Origin of the sequence: Priestia megaterium NBRC 15308 = ATCC 14581 (genome assembly GCF_000832985.1) — a bacterium.
In the GTDB taxonomy this organism is placed as follows: Bacteria; Bacillota; Bacilli; order Bacillales; family Bacillaceae_H; genus Priestia; species Priestia megaterium.
This window is the reverse complement of the sequence record NZ_CP009920.1, coordinates 1,508,778-1,529,684: the sequence shown is the minus strand read 5'-3', so window position 1 is coordinate 1,529,684 and position 20,907 is coordinate 1,508,778. Positions and strand designations below refer to the sequence as shown.

Genomic DNA, 20,907 nt, shown 5'->3' with positions numbered 1-20,907 from the left:
GATTGAATAATGGTTGATATGGAATTAACCAGAATCTATGAATTGATTGTGATTTTGTACGCGGTGAGCGTTTTATTATATTTTATTGATTTTGTACAAAATAACCGGAAGGCAAACTCGATAGCCTTCTGGTTACTTTCTATTGTGTGGGTTTTGCAAACAGCCTTTTTAATTTTACGAATGTTTGAGACGGGAAGGTTTCCTATTCTTACCGTTTCTGAAGGGCTGTATTTTTACGCGTGGGTCTTAATTACTCTTTCACTTGTGATTAATCGCCTGTTTCGCGTTGATTTTATGGTGTTTTTTACAAATGTGATTGGTTTCTTAATTATGGCTATTCATACGTTTGCTCCACTTGAAACATACACTGCTGTCCAGTCGGAGCGCCTTGTGTCAGAATTATTAATCATTCATATTACCATGGCTATTTTATCTTACGGCGCTTTTTCAGTCTCTTTTGTTTTTTCCGCTCTGTATCTTGTTCAGTATAATTTATTGAAAAAGAAGAAGTGGGGCAAGCGCTTGCTAAGAATTGAAGATTTAACAAAGCTAGATTACATGTCCTATGTATTAATTTTAATTGGTGTACCGCTGTTATTGCTTTCGTTAATCTTAGGAATCATATGGGCTTATATTAAATACGTAGATTTTCATTGGTACGATACAAAAGTGTTAGGTTCATTTTTAATGTTTGTTGCATACAGCGCTTACTTGTATGCTAGACTGCGTAGAGGTATTCAAGGAAAGGCAATCGCAATGTGGAATATTGGATTGTTCCTAGTCTTACTTATTAATTTCTTTTTATTTGGCAGTTTATCGAATTTTCACTTTTGGGGTTCGTAATTAGGAGGACAACATGCGAAAAATTATTGTCGGCTCTCGTCGAAGCAAACTTGCGTTAACACAGACCAAGTGGGTCATTGAACAGTTAAAAAAACAAGGTCTTCCTTTTGAGTTTGAAATTAAAGAAATGGTTACAAAAGGGGACCAAATTTTAAATGTAACGCTGTCCAAAGTAGGCGGTAAAGGTCTTTTTGTAAAAGAAATTGAACAAGCCATGTTAGATGAAGAAATTGATATGGCCGTTCATAGTATGAAAGATATGCCAGCTGTTTTGCCAGAAGGATTAACGATTGGATGTATTCCTTTACGAGAAGATCATCGTGATGCGCTTATTTCAAAAAATGGTGAACGATTTGAGGAGCTACCAAGCGGTGCTGTGATTGGGACAAGCAGCTTGCGTCGAGGGGCACAGCTTCTATCTATGCGTTCAGATATCGAAATTAAATGGATTCGAGGAAATATCGACACACGCCTAGAGAAATTAAAAAATGAAGATTACGATGCGATTATCTTGGCAGCTGCAGGGTTATCTCGTATGGGCTGGTCGAGAGATACGGTCACTCAGTACCTAGAGCCGGAAATAAGCGTTCCCGCTGTAGGACAAGGAGCTTTAGCTATCGAATGCCGAGAAAATGACCATGAATTATTATCGCTTCTTCAAGCTCTAAATCATGATGAAACCGCTCGTGCTGTTAGAGCTGAACGCGTATTTTTAAAAGAGATGGAAGGCGGATGCCAAGTGCCGATTGCGGGTTATGGGCGTATATTGGACGGCGGAAACATTGAGCTAACGTCGCTAGTCGCGTCTCCTGATGGCAAAACGATTTACAAAGAGCAAATTACGGGAAAAGACCCCGTTGCTATCGGTTCAGAAGCTGCTGAGCGCTTAACATCTCAAGGAGCTAAGCTTTTAATTGACCGTGTAAAAGAGGAGCTGGACAAATAATGAGTCATGAGGCTCCTCTTTTTTTGAAAACAGTTTTGATTACAAGAGAAGCGAAGCAGGCTCATTCATTTGCAGCACAGATTAAAAAGCTTGGAGGCATACCTTTAAGCTTACCAGTCCTCACGTTCGCACGTTCTAACAATGAAAAAGAAGTGGAAGAGGTCCTGCTGTCAATTGACTGTTTTGATTGGATTGTTTTTACAAGTCAAAACGGCATTTCTTTTTTCTTTGAATGGCTAAAAGAGTTAAATATCAGTTGGAGTGCTTTAAAAAGATTAAAAGTGGCTGCGGTTGGAGAAAAAACCGCAAAATTGCTAGAAAAACATGATGTTAACGTGCAACTTGTTCCAAAAGAATACGTGGCGGAATCACTTCTTGAGTCGTTAAAAGCAAATGTGTCACATCACGAGCGAGTTCTCCTTGTACGAGGACAATTAGCCCGCTCTGTTTTAAAAGATGGCTTAAAAGAGTGTGAGGTAACGGATTTAGTTGTATATCAGACCATTCGAAATCAAGACTCTGAACGCTTGGTTAAGCAACATTTAGAAACAGGAATTGATGCCATTACTTTTACAAGTTCTTCTACAGTGAAATTTTTTGTCGAGTCAATTAAAGATATTCCGAATTGGCTTGAGCTTATAAATAGAACCAAAGTTGTTTGCATTGGTCCTATTACCAGTCAGACAGCGAGCGAATATGGAATTAAGCATCTTGTTCCTAACACATACACAATAAATGGTATGATAGATATGTTGGTTAGTTGTTTTGAATAATAAAGGAGGATTTTAACATGAAAGATTTACAATTTACACGTCATCGTCGTCTTCGTAATTCTGTAAATATGCGTGCGCTTGTACGTGAAACACATTTACATCCTGAAGACTTTATATATCCTATTTTTATTGTAGAAGGTGAACAAAAAAGAAATGCTGTAAAATCAATGCCAGGTGTGGATCAAATTTCTTTAGACTACTTGAATGATGAAATCCAAGAGTTAGTCGATTTAGGAATCAAGTCAGCTATGGTATTTGGTGTTCCCGCTGAAAAAGATGCGGTCGGCTCACAGGCATACCATGACCACGGAATTGTTCAAAAAGGTATTCGTCAAATTAAAGAAAATTTTCCAGACTTTGTTGTTATCGCAGATACATGCTTATGTCAATACACAGATCATGGCCACTGTGGTGTAATTGAAGACGGAAAAATCTTAAACGATCCTAGCCTTGACTTATTAGCGCGTACAGCGGTTAGTCAAGCTAAAGCAGGAGCGGATATTATTGCGCCTTCAAACATGATGGACGGTTTTGTGGCAGCTATTCGCCATGGTCTAGACGAAGCTGGATTTGAAGATGTGCCTGTGATGTCTTATGCTGTTAAATATGCATCTGCTTTTTACGGACCATTCCGCGATGCAGCGCATTCTTCTCCTCAATTTGGAGACCGTAAAACATATCAAATGGACCCAGCCAATCGCTTAGAAGCACTTCGAGAAGCGGAATCTGATGTAGAAGAAGGAGCAGATTTCTTAATTGTAAAACCAGCTCTATCTTATTTAGATATTATGCGCGATGTGAAAAATACATTTAATTTACCGGTAGTGGCTTATAATGTGAGTGGTGAATATTCGATGATTAAAGCGGCAGCTCAAAACGGCTGGGTAAATGAAAAAGAGATTGTTCTTGAAAAATTAATTAGCATGAAGCGTGCAGGAGCGGATTTAATTGTAACGTATCATGCTAAAGACGCAGCACGCTGGTTATCTGACAAGTAATTAAGGAGGCTTACACATGAGAAGTTATGAAAAGTCAAAAGCAGCTTTTTTAGAAGCGCAGCAATTAATGCCGGGTGGAGTAAACAGTCCTGTTCGTGCATTTAAATCAGTAGATATGGATCCTATTTTTATGGAACGAGGAAAAGGCGCTACGATTTACGATATTGACGGCAACAAATATATTGACTACGTCTTATCATGGGGACCTTTAATTCACGGACATTCCAACGATCAAGTAGTTGAAGCAGTCAAAAAAGTAACGGAATCTGGTACAAGCTTTGGTGCACCAACATTAATTGAAAATGAGCTTGCTAAGGTTGTGATTGAGCGCGTTCCTTCAATCGAAATCGTCCGTATGGTGAGTTCAGGTACGGAAGCAACGATGAGCGCACTGCGTTTAGCACGTGGCTATACGGGTCGCAACAAAATTTTAAAATTTGAAGGCTGTTACCACGGACACGGTGACTCTCTTCTAATTAAAGCTGGATCAGGCGTTGCAACGTTAGGCCTACCAGATAGTCCGGGAGTGCCTGAAGGAATCGCTAAAAACACGATTACAGTGCCGTACAATGATCTAGAAAGCGTACAATATGCTTTTAAAGAATTCGGAGATGACATTGCCGGAGTAATCGTTGAACCGGTAGCAGGAAATATGGGTGTGGTACCCCCTCAGCCAGGTTTCTTACAAGGGCTTCGTGATATCACATCAGAATATGGCTCACTGCTCATTTTTGATGAAGTAATGACAGGGTTCCGCGTAGCGTACAACTGTGCACAGGGATACTACAATATTACTCCTGACTTAACTTGCTTAGGAAAAGTAATCGGTGGTGGTTTACCAGTAGGTGCTTACGGTGGTAAAGCTGAAATTATGGAGCGAGTTGCACCAAGCGGCCCGATTTATCAAGCAGGTACATTATCAGGTAATCCGCTTGCGATGACAGCTGGATACGAGACGTTAACGCAGCTGACACCTCAATCCTACGATGAGTTCATTCGTAAAGCAGATCGCTTAGAAGAAGGATTGATGGCAGCAGCTGAAAAATATGATGTGCCGTTTACCGTAAACCGAGCTGGTTCAATGATTGGTTTCTTCTTTACAAACGAACAGGTAATAAATTACGAAACAGCGAAAACATCGAATTTAGATTATTTTGCAGCTTACTATCGTGAAATGGCTAATGAAGGCGTATTTTTACCTCCTTCTCAATTCGAAGGAATGTTTTTATCAACTTCTCATACAGATGCAGACATTGAACATACAATTGCAGCAGCTGAAAAAGCTTTTTCGAAGTTACGTGGATAAACAGCTAAATAAGATTGACTTTTATATCAAGGCTTACGGAGGATTCCGTAAGCTTTTTTAGTTTTAAAGACATATTTTAATTTATTTGTTCATACATCTTTAATGACCGCGCTATTACCTGGCGGGTGTTGGAAGGGGGAGAACAATTTGTCGCAGGATAATTTATCATGTCTGCGTTTTTCCGTAGAAGAATCAGTATGGTTTCAAAAAGGACAGGAAGTCTCACAACTTTTGTCTATCTCCTTAGAGCCTCAAGTATCTATTCAAGAATATGACCAATACGTGTCTATTCGAGGAGCATTACAATTAACAGGTGAATACGAAACGTACGAGGGAGAGCACTCGTTACGCGAATATACAAATGAGAATCAAGTGCAATCTATCTCTGTCCGTGAAGACGGAACGGCTGAATTATCACATCAATTTCCTGTTGATATTACCATTCCTAAAAATCGTATTCAAAGTATTGAAGACGTATATGTATCTATTGATTTATTTGATTATGAATTGCCAGGCACAAATCAGCTGCAGCTAATGGCTGACTTGTCCATCACAGGATTGTACGAACAGCATGAAGAACGAGAAGAAGAGGAAGAGTTTTCGGAGGAACAGCACATCGTCTCCTATGAAGAAGTGGACGATGCTGAAGAGGTATATACTGAAAACGTTGCTCAAGAAGAAGAACAAGAGGAACAAGAGTTTGACGTAAGCTATCGTGAAGCTCCCGCACTTTTAGAAGCAGAGGCTATTGAAGAAGAGCATTCAGAAGAAGAGCATTCAGAAGAAGAGCATTCAGAAGAGACCCCTAGTTATTTTTCATCTGTATTTAAAAAAGAATCTCGTGCTGAGCCGGTCGTGGAATATGAAGAGGAAGCATATGAACCATTTGAAGTCGAAGTGAAAAAAGAGGCCCAAATCGAGGAAGAAAGAGAAGACAATGTGATTGAACTGTTTCAGCTTCGTCAAGAGCAAGAAAGCTTCGAAGAATCGCAAGCTAGTGAATTGAATACGTATGCTGACGTTCAACAAGAGGCTGAGCAAGAAGAAGCTGAACAAGAAGAGGAAAAGATTATTGTTGAATTTCGGAAAGAAGAAAATGAAAGCGGCCGAAATGAAAACGCCCTTTATTTAACAAAGCTCTTTTCGCGGGAAGAAGAAGCTTTTTCAACTTGGAAGCTTTGTATTGTTCAAGACGGAGATTCGCTTGATACGATAGCAAACCGCTATAATACGAATGTACAAAACATTTTACGAGTAAATAATTTAGAAGATGAATATGAGCTGGAAGAAGGAAGCATCTTAAATATTCCCGTTCGTTAAAGTCGGAAAGAAAACAGTTTTGACGCATATAATGTCTTAACTGTTTTCTTTATTTTTTACGAGGAAGGAGAATATAGATGCAGCGGACAGTAGCAGACTATAAAGTATTGTTAAAAGAATATGACTTAGATGTTGACTTTATCGAAGACTACGGAAAAGTAAAAAAAGTCTATACGAAAACCGGCGTGTTTGCGCTTAAAGAAATGGCGAATCATCAAGAACGAAATCAAAACTTCATTCAAAAGCTGCAGAACGTGTATCAAAAAGGATGGATGGGATTTGTCCCTATTTATCAGACGAAGCGTTCTCAGCCCATTGTTTCAGATGAAAGCGGCTCGTATTACTTAATGCCGTGGCTCCCAAATAATCCAACCGAAGAGCGTGATATTCGATATCATAAATTATTTCAAGAGCTTGCTAAGCTTCACGGCGCTTCGGCGCAGGAAGTAGAAGTGAAAAAAGAAGATATAGAAAATCATTATACATCGATGAAAGAAACGTGGGGAAAACGTCAGGAAGAGCTGAAGCAGTACGTAGTAGAATGCGAGAAGAAAGTTTATATGTCCCCGTTTGAATTGCACTACTGTACATTTTATTATGAAATGACAAGAGCGCTTGAATTTGGTTTTGGAAAGCTCGATCAGTGGAACGATGAAATGGAAGAAAAGGAAAAGATCCGGCTGGTTACGTCTCATGGAAAGCTATCGGCTAAACATTTTATCTATGACGAACGGGGAAATGGTTTTTTTATTAATTTTGAACATGCAAAAGATGCTTCACCGATTTATGATTTGGTCTCATTTTATTTCCGTACTCTTCGCACATACCCAGTAACTACCTATGACAGCTATGAGTGGTTTAGTACGTATGAAAAACATTTTGCTCTCAGAGAAGAGGAACGGCTGCTTTTACACAGTTATTTGGCGTTTCCAGAACCCTTGTATCAGTGTATCGTTCAATATAGGCAGCATAAAGAAAGTAAAACAGAGCTTGAACATATGCAGTCATTTATTCGAGCATACTGGCTGACGAAAAACATTGAACAGCTCAATATTAAAATATTTGAAGTAGATCAGCAAAAAAAAATGGCAGCGGAAGCAGCTGCACAAGCCCAAGCGAACGAATAGCGCTTGGGTTTTTAAATCCAGTCCGAATATAAAGCAACCGCTAGTATGGCAAGCAGTGCCAACAACAGTACATCAAAGGTTGTAGGGAAAAATAGTGTACGTATACCTTGAAAAATTGTTAAAGGAACGATAAACTGTCCACAAGCCGCTCCTGCTGTTTTGAGCCACCGCTGCAGCTGATACGAATTTACATTTATTCGTTTCTTCATTTGTACATGCCCCTTTCAATCCACGTGCCCAGGTTAAAGTAAGTATATGAAAAAAGAAAGAAATGGTGCCATTTTTTTGAGCGGACTCTTCATTTTATTTCCAAAATTAGCGAGTGAATGAAAAAATAAAGAGCAGAACAAAAAAATTATGAATATAATCGTAAAAAAGTGGAGAAGATTATTGACGATTCAACATTTTTTCATATAGTATAATTAAGAGAATTTCATACATAAATACAGTGAATAGGAAGAGTACGGGATGTTCGTCTTTCAGAGAGAGAAATCAGCTGCTGTGAGATTTCTTAAGAATGTGCACTCGGAATGTCGCCTATGAGTAGCTTTTTTGAACAGCTGCATAGCTCAGTAGAAAAAGCCGGTTAATCAACCGTTATGAAATGAAGTGTATAGGCTTATCAAACGGGATAGGTCTATAAAAAAAGGTGGTACCGCGAAATCAACTCCTTTCGTCCTTTTATTAGGAAAGGAGTTTTTTTATGTTTATAAAAGCTTTACACAGTTTCTAAAGACTGAAACTTTATATTATGGAGGTATACATTATGTCTGAAAAAGAAGTGACTCTTCCAACGAAGTATGATCCAAAAGCCGTTGAAGAAAATCGTTATCAGTATTGGTTAGACGGGAAGTTTTTTGAAGCAACAAATGATCCTGAAAAAGAGCCATATACAATTGTAATTCCACCCCCAAACGTAACGGGCAAGCTGCATTTAGGCCACGCTTGGGATACAACGTTACAAGACATCTTAACGCGTATGAAGCGCATGCAAGGCTATGACGTTTTATGGCTTCCTGGCATGGACCATGCCGGGATTGCAACGCAGGCAAAAGTAGAAGAAAAGCTTCGCAGCGAAGGGAAAAGCCGCTACGATCTAGGTCGCGAAAATTTTGTAGCCGAAACATGGAAATGGAAAGAAGAATATGCAAGCTTTATTCGCCAGCAGTGGTCGAAGCTAGGACTTGGCTTAGACTATTCACGCGAGCGCTTCACGCTTGATGAAGGCCTTTCTAAAGCAGTGCGCGAAGTATTCGTAACGCTTTACAAAAAAGGGTTAATCTATCGCGGAGAATATATTATTAACTGGGATCCAGCTACAAAAACAGCTCTTTCAGACATCGAGGTTATTTACAAAGATGTACAAGGTGCGTTTTATCATATGCGCTATCCGTTGGCAGATGGTTCTGGACATATTGAAATCGCAACAACTCGTCCTGAAACGATGCTAGGAGATACGGCTGTAGCTGTTCACCCTGAAGATGATCGCTATAAGCACTTAATCGGCAAAAAGGTTGTCCTTCCGATTGTAGGGCGTGAAATTCCTATCGTAGGCGATGATTATGTTGATATGGAATTCGGTTCTGGTGCGGTAAAAATTACGCCTGCTCATGACCCGAACGATTTTGAAATTGGAAACCGTCATAATTTAGAGCGTATTTTAGTGATGAATCAAGACGGTACGATGAATGACAAAGCAGGTAAATATGAAGGAATGGATCGTTTTGCTTGTCGTAAGCAAATTGTTAAAGACCTTCAAGAAGACGGCGTATTGTTCAACATTGAAGACCACATGCATTCAGTAGGTCATAGTGAACGAAGCGGTGCCGTTGTTGAACCTTATTTATCAACTCAATGGTTTGTAAAAATGCAGCCGTTAGCAGATAAAGCAGTAGATCTTCAAAAACAAGAAGAAAAAGTAAACTTTGTACCTGATCGTTTTGAAAAGACATACTTACACTGGATGGAAAATATTCGCGACTGGTGTATTTCGCGTCAGCTTTGGTGGGGACACCGCATTCCAGCTTGGTATCACAAAGAAACTGGAGAGGTATACGTAGATCATGAGGCTCCAGCAGATATCGAAAACTGGGAACAGGATTCAGATGTATTAGACACATGGTTCAGCTCAGCGCTATGGCCGTTCTCAACAATGGGCTGGCCGGATGTGGATGCAGCTGATTTCAAACGCTACTACCCAACAAATGTGCTTGTAACAGGCTATGACATTATCTTCTTCTGGGTATCTCGTATGATTTTCCAAGGTCTTGAATTTACGGGTAAACGTCCGTTTGACGATGTACTGATTCACGGTCTTGTCCGAGATGCTGAAGGTCGTAAAATGAGTAAATCACTTGGTAACGGCGTAGATCCAATGGAAGTAATCGAGAAATACGGTGCGGATTCTCTTCGCTACTTCTTATCTACAGGAAGCTCACCGGGACAAGATTTACGCTTCAGCTTTGAAAAAGTCGAAGCGACGTGGAACTTTGCAAATAAAATTTGGAATGCTTCTCGTTTTGCATTAATGAACATGGATGGCATCACATTTGAAGAGCTTGATTTATCAGGCGAAAAATCCGTTGCCGATAAATGGATTTTAACGCGCTTAAATGAGACGATTGAGCACGTAACAAAATTAGCTGACAAATATGAATTTGGTGAAGTTGGACGCATTCTCTATAACTTTATTTGGGATGATTTCTGCGATTGGTACATTGAAATGGCTAAACTTCCTCTTTACGCAGAAGATGAAGCAGCTAAAAAGACAACGCGCTCAATTTTAGCTTATGTACTTGATAACACAATGCGACTTTTACATCCATTCATGCCGTTTATTACTGAGGAAATTTGGCAAAGCTTGCCGCATGAAGGCGAATCAATTACAGTAGCTAAATGGCCGGAAGTACGCGCTGAGCTTTCGGATAAAGAAGCTGCTAACGATATGCGTTTACTTGTAGATATTATCCGTGCTGTTCGTAATATTCGTGCTGAAGTGAACACGCCGATGAGCAAACAAGTAAAATTATTTATTAAAGCTAAAGATGAAAATATTCAAAGCCAGCTTGAAAAGAACCGTGCGTATGTAGAACGTTTCTGTAATCCAAGTGAGCTTGTGATTTCAACCGATGTTTCATTAGATGAAAAAGCGATGAGTGCTGTTGTAACAGGAGCAGAATTAATTTTACCTCTTGAAGGTTTAATTAATATCGAAGAAGAGATCGCACGTTTAGAAAAAGAATACGACAAGTTAAACAAAGAAGTAGAACGTGTACAAAAGAAATTAAACAACCAAGGCTTTATTGCAAAAGCGCCTGCTAAAGTAGTAGAAGAAGAGCGTGCAAAAGAGCAAGATTACGTTGAAAAACGTGAAGCTGTTCAGTCTCGTATTGCTGAATTACGCGGATAATCAATGGGTTAATGAATGAACAGAAAAAGCGTGGCTTGTATAGCGACGCTTTTTCTTTACATAATAATAGCGATGGAAAAGAAAGGTGAATAAAAGATGATAACGACATATGAAGAAGCGCTTGATTGGATTCATAACAGACTTCGCTTTGGAATCAAGCCGGGGTTAGAACGAATGGAATGGATGCTAGAGCAGCTTGATTTTCCGCAGCAAAATATAAATGCTATTCATGTTGCTGGGACGAATGGTAAAGGTTCTACTGTTTCTTATTTGCGAAACATGTTAGAAGAAGCAGGGTATAAAGTTGGAACGTTTACTTCCCCTTATATCGAAACATTTAATGAGCGGATTAGCGTGAATGGACAGCCTATTTCAAATGAAGCAATGACCGCTCTTGTTCAGGAAGTAAAGCCTGTAGTGGAGCGACTAGAACATACGGACTTAGGGTCAGCAACGGAATTTGAAGTGATTACAATCATGGCTTTTCTTTATTTCGGCTATCATGATTCAGTTGACTATGCTGTGTTTGAAACAGGTCTTGGGGGACGATATGATTCAACAAACGTTGTGAGTCCTATGGTGAGTGTTATTACAAACATTGGATTTGATCACATGGCGATACTAGGTGATACGGTAGAAGAAATTGCAGCAGAAAAAGCGGGGATTATTAAAAAAGAAGTCCCTATTATTACGGGTGCCGAGCAGGTAAAGGCGCTTGACGTCATTACAGAAGAGGCAAATTCGAAGCAGGCTCCGTTATTTGTGTTAGGAAAAGAATTTAAAATTGAAAACTATGAGCCCTTAGCAAATGGAGAAGGCTTTACGTTAAAAACGCCGTATGGCACATTTAAACACTTGCAATTAAATATGCTTGGCTATCATCAAGTTAAAAATGCAGCTTTGGCTCTCATGGCCGTTTGTTATTTAAAAGAAAAGAAAAAGCTTTCTATCTCCAAAGAGCAAATGATAAAAGGGATTCAGCATACAAAGTGGAACGGCCGCTTTGAGATAGTAAATGAGCATCCCTTAACGATTATTGATGGGGCTCATAATGCAGAAGGCATTGATAGCCTGTTATCTACTTTACGCCTTCATTATGAAGATCGAAACATTCATTTAGTTTTCAGCTGCTTAAATGATAAAAGCGCTGATCGAATGGTCCAAGAACTTGAAACAATCGCTGCAAGTATTACATTTACGTCGTTTGACTTTCCTCGTGCTCGCACAGCCGCGGAGCTTTATGAGATGAGTACTCATCATAATAAGCATATGGACGAGAATTGGAAAAAAGCAATTGCTTACGTAAAGGAAAAGGCGACAGGTGAACAAGACATGGTCGTGATTACAGGGTCTCTGTATTTTATATCAGAAGTGCGGGCTTTTCTTCTCAAATGAGCAAAAGCAGCAAGTGGAATCTTGCTGCTTTTAACACAATGTAAGGAAGGAATAGGGATAATAAGTAAGCACTAAGTTCAAAGTATTGTCACTTTCACCCCCTAGGTAAGTGATATATAATAAACATGTACATCACTAAATAAGGAGATTGTTAACATGAGTAAGAATAATGAAAAAATTGTACCGAAAAGTAATAAAAACTTTACCGGTATTATTCTTACCTTTTCAGTGATAGCGAATGTTATTATTTTACTGCTATTCTTTTCGAATATTGGCTATCAAGGAAAAGTAAGTTTTGATTTGACTATCTTTCCACGGTTAAATGCTATTTTGAATAGTTTTACGTTTATTTTTTTAGTTGCAGCGTTGATTTCAATTTTCAGGAAAAATATTAATGCTCATAAAGGTTTTATTTTAGCAGCATTCACTTCCACACTGCTCTTTTTAGTTTCATATTTAACGTTCCACTACATCTCCACAGAAACAGCCACGTTCGGTGGAGAAGGAATCGTTCGTCCCATTTACTTCTTTATTTTGATCACACACAGTTTCCTAGCAGCGATTATTGTTCCGCTGGCACTGTTTGCACTTGTGTGGGGATGGACAATGCAAGTTGAAAAACATAAAAAAATTGTGCGATGGACAATGCCAATCTGGCTTTATGTAAGTCTTACAGGTGTAATTGTCTACTTATTTATGGCTCCTTACTATTAAAAAACGTCTGCTTTTGCAGACGTTTTTTTTATGCTGTTATTGTTTTTTAGTGGTATAATCCTTATTACCTATAAAAGGTGTGTTTTAAGGAAGGAGGCATACAGAATATGACTTTTATGGGTATTATGATTCAGTGTATTAATCAAGGAGCTGTTTGATACTAATCAATAAAGGAGAGGTGTGGAAATGGATAAACTGTCCACGAAGAATAAAGGACTTTCTCTAATGCAAGTGATCATACTGGTTATCATAATAGGTCTTCTAGCAGCTTTTCTCATTCCGTTTATTGGCAGCTATTTAAAAGGAAAAGATACATTGCCTCATTCAAAAGAAAATCTACAGTTAATATTCTGTACCCCTGAAATGGAAGGAGTCGTATGAGTTTAATTTACCTTTATCTATTTGTTTCAGGTCTCACTCTAGGTTCATTTTATAATGTAGCAGGCCTTAGAATTCCTCAGAAAAAATCTATTTTATCTCCAAGATCTCATTGTCCACACTGTTTATACGTTCTTTCTCCACAACAGTTAATTCCCATAGTCTCCTACATTAAAAATGCAGGAAAATGTAGTATGTGTCGCAAAAAAATCTCCTTCATCTACCCGTTCGTAGAATTTTCGACAGGAAGTTTATTTGTATATGCTTTTTTTAGGTTGAATATGACGTTAGAACTGATTGTCATATTAACCTTTGTTTCTTTTTTAACAATTATAGTTGTCTCAGATATAGCTTATATGATTGTCCCAAATAAGGTACTGCTTTTCTTTTTGCCTATCTTTCTTCTTGAGCGTCTTTTCATTCCATTAACTTCGTGGAGTGATTCCTTAATGGGAGGAGGAATAGCATTTTTTCTCCTCTTTCTAGTCGCATTTCTCAGCAGAGGAGGCCTTGGAGAAGGAGATATTAAATTGTATGGTTTGATTGGTATTGTGCTTGGAGTAAAGCTTGTTTTGCTATCGCTTTTTTTAGCTATATTAATAGGCGGAACCGTTAGCATAGGAGCGTTATTAATGAAAAAGGCAAAGGTAGGTGTACCAATTCCTTTCGTTCCTTTTATTTTTATAGGGACAATCGCTGCTTATTTTCATGGAAACGAATTGATAGATTGGTATGTTAGCAACTATTTTTATTGAGCTTCAAATCTTCGACAAATTTGAAATTTCTGTAACTAAATAGCGAAAACCTTTTGTAACAAGACGACAAATGTCTTGTTATTTTTTTTTTCTTCTATGATAGCATGGAAAAAAGTGTATGTTTTATGTCGGTTTACCTCAGCTTGCAACCGGTATTAAGACTACGTTAACTAAAGGCGGTGGGGAAGTGGACAAGCAGGAACGAAAAATTTCAATTAAAATCAATGGTCAATCCAAGGATGAGAAGGAAGAACAAGCGCCAGAAAAAGACGAATTTACATGGGTTCTTCCGGAGCCGGCATCCAAAGATTCTCATGTGGAAGAAAATAAAGTGGTATTTATTGAAGATGTAAGAAATGAAAAAAAGAAAAAGCCGCGATTACATCCTAAAAATGTTTCGATTAAAACGGTAAACGGCGGTGTGATCAAACGAACAGCTGTGATTGTACTGCTAGCAGTTGGAATAGGCAGCGGCATCGGTATGGTTGGCGTGAAAATGATGACAGGAAGCGAACAGCCTGTAAGCAAAGCACAAACAAGTGAGCAAACGAAAGAAGAAAAAACTTCTCAAACAGCGTCTGCCACTGAAAGTGTTGGTAAAGCTGAAAAGAAAAACGAACAGGAATCGAAGGGGACATCAGCTGCTGTTTCTACTTTAGAACCTTTTTCCTTTTACATTGTTCAAGCAGGTGCTTTTTCATCAAAAACTGCTGCAAATAAAGCAATGGATAAATGGAAAGAAGAGAACGAAGCAGGCGAGATCTTTTCACCTAAAACCTATTCTCTTGTCGTTGGTGCTGCCACTGGAGAAGAAAAAGCGAACGCACTTAGTAAAACGTATAAACAACAAGGTAAAGATGTATATGTAAAGTCTTATGAAATTAAGCCCACTAGCGAATTAGGGAAAAAAGATCAAACGGTTATAACCACAGCGCAGCCGTTTATGGCTAATCTCTTAGATCAATCTGTTAAAGCGATTGAAGGACAGCGGGTAGCCGATATCAAATCTCTGAAAAAAGAGCTGACAAAAGTTCAGAAAGAAGCGTCAAATGAAGACATTAAAACCATGGTGAGCACCCTTCAAAAAGCTGCTGCTTCTCTTTCTTCATATGAAGACAATAAAAGCAGTAAAGATGCTTGGCTTGCTCAGCGATACGTGTTAAAAGCTCTTCAGCAGTATGAAAGCCTTGTAACGTCTTAACAAGTGAGGTAGTGTAATGCTGCCTCACTTGTTTATTGTCATTTGGGGATGAAATTGCTAAAATAACGGTGTGTCCTTCTTTTTTAAATCAAAATGCAAAGGTGAGATGTATGAAACAAACATTAATTTTAGCCTCAGGCTCTCCTCGTCGAAAAGAATTACTTCAGCAGCTTCACATTCCCTTTACCGTTCACGTTAGTACAATTGAAGAAATCGTCAATCCATTATACACTCCGTCCGAGGTAGTAATGGATTTAGCTAGGCAAAAAGCAGTGGACGTCGCTTCGCATCATAAAGAGGATATTGTCCTAGGTGCCGATACAGTTGTCGTATATGGCAATCGTATTTTAGGAAAGCCAAAAACGAAACAAGAAGCGATTGAAACACTTACGATGCTGTCAGGTCAAAAACATCAGGTATTAACTGGAGTAGCGTTCGTATCAAATGCAAAAGTTCATACGTTTTATGAACAAACAGATGTAGAGTTTTGGCCGATTGAACAAGATGAAATCGTACAGTACGTAGAGTCAGGAGAGCCTATGGATAAGGCTGGTTCTTATGGAATTCAAGGTCTCGGTGCTGCGCTAGTTAAAAAAATTGAAGGAGACTATTTCTCCGTGGTGGGCTTGCCGCTCTCCCGAACAATACGTGAGCTAAAACAATACGGTTTCGTTTACTAAAAAGGAGTGGCGAAATTGGATCAATCATTGTTAATTAAAGATTTTCCTCAAGATGAAAGACCTCGAGAGCGCCTTATGTCAATGGGTGCTTCTAGTCTTTCTAACCACGAGCTTATTGCTATTTTGCTGCGCACTGGAACCAAAGATGAATCTGTTCTTCAGCTGTCCAATCGCATATTAACGCATTTTGAAGGTCTTCAACTTTTGCAGCATGCATCGCTTGATGAAATGATGAATATTAAAGGTATCGGACCTGCAAAAGCAATTCAAATTATAGCGGCTATTGAAATAGGTAAGAGGATTGTACAGCGGAAATCTAGTCAGCGATATACCGTTCATGGCCCTGAAGACGGAGCTAATTATGTGATGGAAGAAATGCGCGTGCTGTCTCAAGAGCATTTCGTCTGTTTATACCTCAACACGAAAAATCAAGTTCTCCACAAGCAAACCATTTTTATCGGAAGCCTCAATTCATCTATTGTCCATCCAAGAGAAGTATTTAAAGAAGCCTTTCGTCGTTCAGCTGCATCCCTTATTTGTATTCATAATCATCCCTCCGGCGACCCTACTCCCAGCAGAGAAGATATAGAGGTAACGAAGCGCTTAAAAGAGTGCGGATTTATCATAGGAATTGAATTGTTAGATCATTTAATTATCGGAGATCGAAAATATATTAGTTTAAAAGAAAAAGGATACATGTAAGGCTATGCTTTTTAAAATCCTTGGGTTATAATAGTAGTCATGATTTTAAATGACAAGTTCTTTACAATCATTCGTTATTAATAGACAAAGTATGACTTTTTATCATACAATATTTGGCGTTGACATCTATGAAAAAAGTATAGAAAATAAAAAATGTTACTTATGAAATGAAGAAATTGAATTATGGAATTTTTACCTTTGCATTTTGGTAAGAGAAAGGAAGAGACACATGTTTGGAATCGGTACTAGAGACCTTGGAATAGATTTGGGTACTGCAAATACGCTCGTTTATGTAAAAGGAAAAGGAATTGTTGTGCGTGAGCCGTCTGTTGTGGCTTTGCAAACTGATACAAAACAAATCGTTGCGGTAGGTAACGATGCAAAAAATATGATTGGTCGTACACCTGGGAACGTAGTAGCCCTTCGTCCAATGAAAGATGGAGTTATTGCAGATTACGAAACAACTGCGACGATGATGAAATATTACATCAATCAAGCTCAAAAAACAAAAAGTTTGTTTGCGGGTAAGCCGTATGTAATGGTTTGTGTACCTTCTGGCATTACAGCTGTTGAGAAACGTGCCGTTATTGATGCGACTCGTCAGGCTGGCGCGCGTGATGCGTATACAATTGAAGAACCGTTTGCTGCAGCAATCGGCGCCAATCTACCGGTTTGGGAGCCAACGGGAAGTATGGTAGTAGATATTGGCGGAGGAACAACAGAAGTTGCGATTATTTCTTTAGGAGGAATCGTAACATGTCAGTCAATCCGTATCGCTGGGGACGAGATGGATGAAGCGATTATTCAATATATTCGCAAGAATTACAATTTAATGATCGGTGAGCGTACGTCAGAAGCATTAAAAGTAGAAGTCGGTTCTGCCGGAATTCCAGAAGGTATTGAAAACATGGAAATTCGCGGACGTGACTTACTAACAGGTCTACCGAAAACAATCGAAATTTCAGCAGAAGAAATTGCAGAAGCGCTAAAAGATACAGTGGCTTCTATTGTAGATTCAGTAAAAAGTACATTAGAAAAAACACCACCTGAACTTGCGGCAGATATTATGGATCGCGGTATTGTATTAACAGGCGGTGGCGCATTGCTACGTAATTTAGATAAAGTTATTAGTGAAGAAACAAATATGCCGGTTGTCATCGCAGAAGATCCGCTTGACTGTGTTGCAATTGGAACTGGTAAAGCGTTAGAACACATTGATTTATTTAAAAATCGTACAAGCGATTCATATCGCTAAATATTAAGAGGTGTAGATCGTGCCACAATTTTTCTTAAATAAACGTTTAGTTATTTTATTAGTCAGTATTATTGTATTAGTGGCATTGATTGGTTTTTCGTTAAATGGTCGTAAAAATGTAACGTGGCCTGAACAGTTTGTCAAAGATACGGTTGGTCTTGTTCAGGCTACCTTTAATGAACCCGCACAATTTGTAGCGGGTTTCTTTCAGAATGTAGGTGACTTAAAGCGTACATACGAAGAAAACGAGGTATTAAAAGCCCGTTTAGACGAACGCATGCAATTAGAAACGAAAGCCAACGCTTTGCAGCAAGAAAATAAAAAATTAAGAGCACAGCTCGACAAAAAAACGGATTTAAGTCAATACAACCCAATCGAAGCAACAGTTATTGCTCGTAATCCAGACCGTTGGCATGAGGTAATTGCCATTGATAAAGGGACGGTTCATAATGTGCAGGAAAATATGGCTGTTATGACTCCTGAAGGGCTGATTGGTAAAGTGAAGCATGCATCTAAGTTCACATCTACTGTGCAGTTAATTAGTTCATCAGATCGTACAAACCGTGTATCTGCTAAAATTCAGGCTAAAAAAGAAGTATTTGGTTTAATTGAAGGCTATGATGATAAAGAACAGGCGCTTGTTATGCGTCGTATTCCATTTGATGCTGATATTAAAGAAAAGCAAAAAGTAGTAACGTCTGGTCTAGGACAAGAAGACGGCATTTTCCCTAGCAATCTTCCAATTGGCGTTATCACAAAAATTGAGCCTGATGAATATGGATTAACGAAAAAAGCTTATATCAAACCTGCTGCTGACTTGTATGACTTAGATAACGTAGTTGTAGCTAAAAGAAGTGCGCCCGCTGCTGAAGACGATTTAGGGGCGGAGGAGGCTAACTGATGAAGCGGTTTGTCCTTCCTATTCTCGTGCTTGTCGTTTTTATGTTTGAAAGTATCTTTGTTAATTTTGTCGCCATGGCATCACCATGGCGAGACTGGATTCTATCGCCTCACTTTGTTGTAGTGGTACTGGCTTTTATGTCAGTGTATTATCACCCAAAGCAAGCGATGCTATATGGGGTAATCCTTGGATTCATGTACGATATTGCCTTTACGGATGTCTTAGGAGTATACGCGCTTGGATTACCGGCCGTATGCTATATCGTATCAAAACTAATGAAGATTTTTCAGCAAAATACGCTTATCGTAATCTGCATGTCGCTATTAGCTGTAGCCATTATTGAGTTTTATGTATATGGAATTAATAGCATTATTAATATATCTGATATGACCATTGGTCGCTTCTTGCAAGAGCGATTTTACGCAACCATCATTTTAAATGCCATATTTGCACTCATTTTTGCATTTCCGCTTCAAAGATGTTTTCAATATTTTGCTAAATTTATCGATGAACGCTGATCGGAACATATATTACGCTTCTCGTTCGTGATAGGATAAAAATGCTGATTGAAGAAACGAAAAAAAGGAATTGAGTAAGTCTCTGTCGAAATTATATATTCGTTGAGGTGAGCGTCTTGAATAAACAAAAGCAACAAAATGTGACAATTAAAGGAACAAAAGATGGATTAACGTTGCATCTCAATGATACATGTTCATTTGCAGAGCTTTTGACGGAACTTAAGACGAAGCTTTTGACAAATAAGCATGGCGATGCCGATCAGATCGTCACAGTGTATGTCAAAATCGGAAATCGTTATTTAACTACAGAGCAGGAAACCGAATTGAAGGCGCTCATAGAAGAAAATCAGTATTTAGTAGTTAAACAAATTGATAGTAACGTTATTTTAAAGCAAGATGCAGTCCGCGTAAGAGAAGAAAGTGAATTAGTATCTGTTACAAAGGTAGTTCGTTCAGGACAGGTTCTCCATGTAGAAGGCGATTTGCTTCTAGTCGGAGACGTAAATCCCGGAGGAACCGTTGTAGCTGGAGGAAATTTATTTGTATTAGGTGCTTTAAAAGGGATTGCTCATGCAGGATATCGCGGCAATAAAAACGCCGTTATTGCTGCATCGTTAATGAAACCTTCACAGCTGCGCATTGCTGATATCATTACCCGATCAGAAGAAGAGCGCAGTGAGAAGGAAGAGAATATAATGGAATGTGCATACTTAGATGATAATGATCAAATGGTGATAGATCGCGTGCAAACTTTACCGCATCTAAGACCGAATTTGACCAGGGTAGAAAGGAGAATTTGACAGTGGGAGAGGCTATTGTTGTTACGTCTGGTAAAGGTGGAGTTGGAAAAACAACGACATCAGCCAATTTAGGTACTGCTCTAGCATTAGCTGGAAAGCGCGTGTGTCTAGTAGACACTGATATCGGCTTACGCAACTTGGATGTTGTAATGGGGCTTGAAAATCGTATTATTTATGATCTTGTAGACGTGGTAGAAGGTCGATGCCAACCGCAAAAAGCCTTGATTAAGGACAAGCGTTTTGAATGTTTGTACTTACTTCCTGCTGCTCAAACGAGTGACAAAACAGCTGTTCAACCAGAACAAATGCGAGAGTTAGTTCTTCAGTTAAAGCAAGACTATGACTATGTGGTTATTGATTGCCCAGCTGGTATTGAACAAGGCTATAAGAACGCCGTAGCTGGCGCTGATAAGGCACTCGTTGTGACAACACCGGAAGTTTCAGCTGTTCGTGATGCTGACCGTATTATTGGATTATTGGAGCAAGAGGATATCGAGTCTCCAAAACTGGTTATTAACCGAATCCGTAGTCATATGATGAAAAATGGAGACATGCTGGATGTGGAAGAAATTTCTCAGCTTCTGGCTGTTGATTTAATTGGAATCGTTGCTGACGATGAAAATGTTATTCGTGCTTCTAACAACGGTGAACCAATTGTCATGGACCCATCAAGCAAAGCATCAATTGCATATCGTAATATTGCAAGACGTATTCTAGGTGAAACGGTTCCTCTTCAATCGTTAGATGAAGAAGATAAGGGAATGTTTGCACGTATTAAACGATTCTTTGGTGTTCGTTCTTAAAAAGCTTCCGATAGAGGAAGCTTTTTTTATTTGTTTGATTTTGTAGAGTCAAGCTGTCATAAGCTCCACGGACAAGTCATATA

21 protein-coding genes and 1 other annotated feature are annotated in these 20,907 nt (G+C 38.9%); of the genes, 20 read left to right on the top strand and 1 reads right to left on the bottom strand.

From position 1 onward, the window contains the following. Positions 1 to 9 precede the first annotated feature (9 nt). From BG04_RS08480 to ysxE, 7 genes are all read left to right on the top strand, one after another. Complete coding sequence (locus BG04_RS08480; RefSeq protein ID WP_013059361.1) at positions 10 to 843, top strand: cytochrome C assembly family protein; 834 nt, start codon at positions 10 to 12, stop codon at positions 841 to 843. Between the two features lie 13 nt (positions 844 to 856). Continuing rightward, positions 857 to 1,789 carry a hydroxymethylbilane synthase gene (gene hemC / locus BG04_RS08475; RefSeq protein ID WP_016765662.1) on the top strand — a complete coding sequence of 311 codons (933 nt, stop codon included), beginning with the start codon at positions 857 to 859 and terminating at the stop codon, positions 1,787 to 1,789. Continuing rightward, the gene (locus BG04_RS08470) at positions 1,789 to 2,562 is read left to right on the top strand and encodes a uroporphyrinogen-III synthase (RefSeq protein WP_016765661.1); all 774 of its coding nucleotides are present in this window, start codon (positions 1,789 to 1,791) and stop codon (positions 2,560 to 2,562) included. The genes hemC and BG04_RS08470 overlap by 1 nt, the downstream gene beginning before the upstream one ends. Positions 2,563 to 2,579: 17 nt before the next feature. After that, a complete protein-coding gene (gene hemB, locus BG04_RS08465; protein WP_014458109.1) occupies positions 2,580 to 3,560 on the top strand; it encodes a porphobilinogen synthase in 981 nt (326 codons plus the stop codon). 16 nt (positions 3,561 to 3,576) lie between these two features. Then, a complete protein-coding gene (gene hemL / locus BG04_RS08460) occupies positions 3,577 to 4,866 on the top strand; it encodes a glutamate-1-semialdehyde 2,1-aminomutase (protein ID WP_013059357.1) in 1,290 nt (429 codons plus the stop codon). Between the two features lie 147 nt (positions 4,867 to 5,013). After that, the gene (gene spoVID / locus BG04_RS08455; protein WP_034648746.1) at positions 5,014 to 6,186 is read left to right on the top strand and encodes a stage VI sporulation protein D; all 1,173 of its coding nucleotides are present in this window, start codon (positions 5,014 to 5,016) and stop codon (positions 6,184 to 6,186) included. A gap of 77 nt (positions 6,187 to 6,263) precedes the next feature. Then, entirely contained in the window at positions 6,264 to 7,313 is a 1,050-nt protein-coding gene (ysxE, locus tag BG04_RS08450; protein ID WP_034648748.1) for a spore coat protein YsxE, read from the top strand. An 11-nt stretch (positions 7,314 to 7,324) separates the two neighbouring features. Here ysxE and BG04_RS08445 read toward each other — a convergent pair whose 3' ends face one another. After that, positions 7,325 to 7,522: a hypothetical protein gene (locus BG04_RS08445; RefSeq protein WP_013059354.1), complete on the bottom strand. Its 198-nt coding sequence runs from the start codon at positions 7,520 to 7,522 to the stop codon at positions 7,325 to 7,327. A 230-nt stretch (positions 7,523 to 7,752) separates the two neighbouring features. Then, positions 7,753 to 7,997 (top strand) — a binding site (T-box leader). A gap of 82 nt (positions 7,998 to 8,079) precedes the next feature. Here BG04_RS08445 and BG04_RS08440 point away from each other — a divergent pair. From BG04_RS08440 to minD, 13 genes are all read left to right on the top strand, one after another. Next, positions 8,080 to 10,722: a valine--tRNA ligase gene (locus tag BG04_RS08440; protein ID WP_016765658.1), complete on the top strand. Its 2,643-nt coding sequence runs from the start codon at positions 8,080 to 8,082 to the stop codon at positions 10,720 to 10,722. A gap of 96 nt (positions 10,723 to 10,818) precedes the next feature. After that, positions 10,819 to 12,117 carry a bifunctional folylpolyglutamate synthase/dihydrofolate synthase gene (locus BG04_RS08435; RefSeq protein ID WP_034648752.1) on the top strand — a complete coding sequence of 433 codons (1,299 nt, stop codon included), beginning with the start codon at positions 10,819 to 10,821 and terminating at the stop codon, positions 12,115 to 12,117. 156 nt (positions 12,118 to 12,273) lie between these two features. Further along, positions 12,274 to 12,831 (top strand): DUF420 domain-containing protein, encoded by a 558-nt coding sequence (locus BG04_RS08430; RefSeq protein WP_013059351.1) that lies wholly within the window; start codon positions 12,274 to 12,276, stop codon positions 12,829 to 12,831. A 186-nt stretch (positions 12,832 to 13,017) separates the two neighbouring features. Next, on the top strand, positions 13,018 to 13,212 hold the full coding sequence (locus tag BG04_RS08425; RefSeq protein ID WP_034648756.1) for a hypothetical protein: 195 nt from the start codon (positions 13,018 to 13,020) through the stop codon (positions 13,210 to 13,212). Further along, a complete protein-coding gene (locus BG04_RS08420; protein WP_026106707.1) occupies positions 13,209 to 13,964 on the top strand; it encodes a prepilin peptidase in 756 nt (251 codons plus the stop codon). The genes BG04_RS08425 and BG04_RS08420 overlap by 4 nt, the downstream gene beginning before the upstream one ends. Positions 13,965 to 14,082: 118 nt before the next feature. Next, positions 14,083 to 15,165: an SPOR domain-containing protein gene (locus BG04_RS08415; RefSeq protein WP_034648759.1), complete on the top strand. Its 1,083-nt coding sequence runs from the start codon at positions 14,083 to 14,085 to the stop codon at positions 15,163 to 15,165. Between the two features lie 110 nt (positions 15,166 to 15,275). After that, positions 15,276 to 15,845, top strand: coding sequence for a Maf family protein (locus BG04_RS08410; RefSeq protein WP_034648762.1), 570 nt, complete (start codon positions 15,276 to 15,278; stop codon positions 15,843 to 15,845). 15 nt (positions 15,846 to 15,860) lie between these two features. After that, positions 15,861 to 16,547 carry a RadC family protein gene (gene radC, locus BG04_RS08405; protein WP_034648765.1) on the top strand — a complete coding sequence of 229 codons (687 nt, stop codon included), beginning with the start codon at positions 15,861 to 15,863 and terminating at the stop codon, positions 16,545 to 16,547. A gap of 229 nt (positions 16,548 to 16,776) precedes the next feature. Further along, positions 16,777 to 17,802, top strand: coding sequence for a rod shape-determining protein (locus BG04_RS08400; RefSeq protein WP_013059345.1), 1,026 nt, complete (start codon positions 16,777 to 16,779; stop codon positions 17,800 to 17,802). Positions 17,803 to 17,821: 19 nt separating this feature from the next. After that, positions 17,822 to 18,703, top strand: a complete 882-nt coding sequence (gene mreC, locus BG04_RS08395) for a rod shape-determining protein MreC (RefSeq protein WP_013059344.1) — start codon at positions 17,822 to 17,824, stop codon at positions 18,701 to 18,703. After that, the gene (gene mreD, locus BG04_RS08390) at positions 18,703 to 19,221 is read left to right on the top strand and encodes a rod shape-determining protein MreD (RefSeq protein ID WP_013059343.1); all 519 of its coding nucleotides are present in this window, start codon (positions 18,703 to 18,705) and stop codon (positions 19,219 to 19,221) included. The genes mreC and mreD overlap by 1 nt, the downstream gene beginning before the upstream one ends. A gap of 116 nt (positions 19,222 to 19,337) precedes the next feature. Next, positions 19,338 to 20,021 (top strand): septum site-determining protein MinC, encoded by a 684-nt coding sequence (minC, locus tag BG04_RS08385; RefSeq protein WP_013059342.1) that lies wholly within the window; start codon positions 19,338 to 19,340, stop codon positions 20,019 to 20,021. 2 nt (positions 20,022 to 20,023) lie between these two features. Continuing rightward, positions 20,024 to 20,824, top strand: a complete 801-nt coding sequence (minD, locus tag BG04_RS08380; protein WP_013059341.1) for a septum site-determining protein MinD — start codon at positions 20,024 to 20,026, stop codon at positions 20,822 to 20,824. The last annotated feature ends 83 nt before the right edge of the window (positions 20,825 to 20,907 follow it).

Excerpts from the sequence above, each read along its gene's own strand:
- BG04_RS08480 (WP_013059361.1), top strand. The coding sequence starts at position 10 with ATGGTTGATATGGAATTAACCAGAATCTATGAATTGATTGTGATTTTG.
- hemC (WP_016765662.1), top strand. The coding sequence starts at position 857 with ATGCGAAAAATTATTGTCGGCTCTCGTCGAAGCAAACTTGCGTTAACA.
- BG04_RS08470 (WP_016765661.1), top strand. The coding sequence starts at position 1,789 with ATGAGTCATGAGGCTCCTCTTTTTTTGAAAACAGTTTTGATTACAAGA.
- hemB (WP_014458109.1), top strand. The coding sequence starts at position 2,580 with ATGAAAGATTTACAATTTACACGTCATCGTCGTCTTCGTAATTCTGTA.
- hemL (WP_013059357.1), top strand. The coding sequence starts at position 3,577 with ATGAGAAGTTATGAAAAGTCAAAAGCAGCTTTTTTAGAAGCGCAGCAA.
- ysxE (WP_034648748.1), top strand. The coding sequence starts at position 6,264 with ATGCAGCGGACAGTAGCAGACTATAAAGTATTGTTAAAAGAATATGAC.
- BG04_RS08445 (WP_013059354.1), bottom strand. The coding sequence starts at position 7,522 with ATGAAGAAACGAATAAATGTAAATTCGTATCAGCTGCAGCGGTGGCTC.
- BG04_RS08440 (WP_016765658.1), top strand. The coding sequence starts at position 8,080 with ATGTCTGAAAAAGAAGTGACTCTTCCAACGAAGTATGATCCAAAAGCC.
- BG04_RS08435 (WP_034648752.1), top strand. The coding sequence starts at position 10,819 with ATGATAACGACATATGAAGAAGCGCTTGATTGGATTCATAACAGACTT.
- BG04_RS08430 (WP_013059351.1), top strand. The coding sequence starts at position 12,274 with ATGAGTAAGAATAATGAAAAAATTGTACCGAAAAGTAATAAAAACTTT.
- BG04_RS08425 (WP_034648756.1), top strand. The coding sequence starts at position 13,018 with ATGGATAAACTGTCCACGAAGAATAAAGGACTTTCTCTAATGCAAGTG.
- BG04_RS08420 (WP_026106707.1), top strand. The coding sequence starts at position 13,209 with ATGAGTTTAATTTACCTTTATCTATTTGTTTCAGGTCTCACTCTAGGT.
- BG04_RS08415 (WP_034648759.1), top strand. The coding sequence starts at position 14,083 with ATGTTTTATGTCGGTTTACCTCAGCTTGCAACCGGTATTAAGACTACG.
- BG04_RS08410 (WP_034648762.1), top strand. The coding sequence starts at position 15,276 with ATGAAACAAACATTAATTTTAGCCTCAGGCTCTCCTCGTCGAAAAGAA.
- BG04_RS08400 (WP_013059345.1), top strand. The coding sequence starts at position 16,777 with ATGTTTGGAATCGGTACTAGAGACCTTGGAATAGATTTGGGTACTGCA.
- mreD (WP_013059343.1), top strand. The coding sequence starts at position 18,703 with ATGAAGCGGTTTGTCCTTCCTATTCTCGTGCTTGTCGTTTTTATGTTT.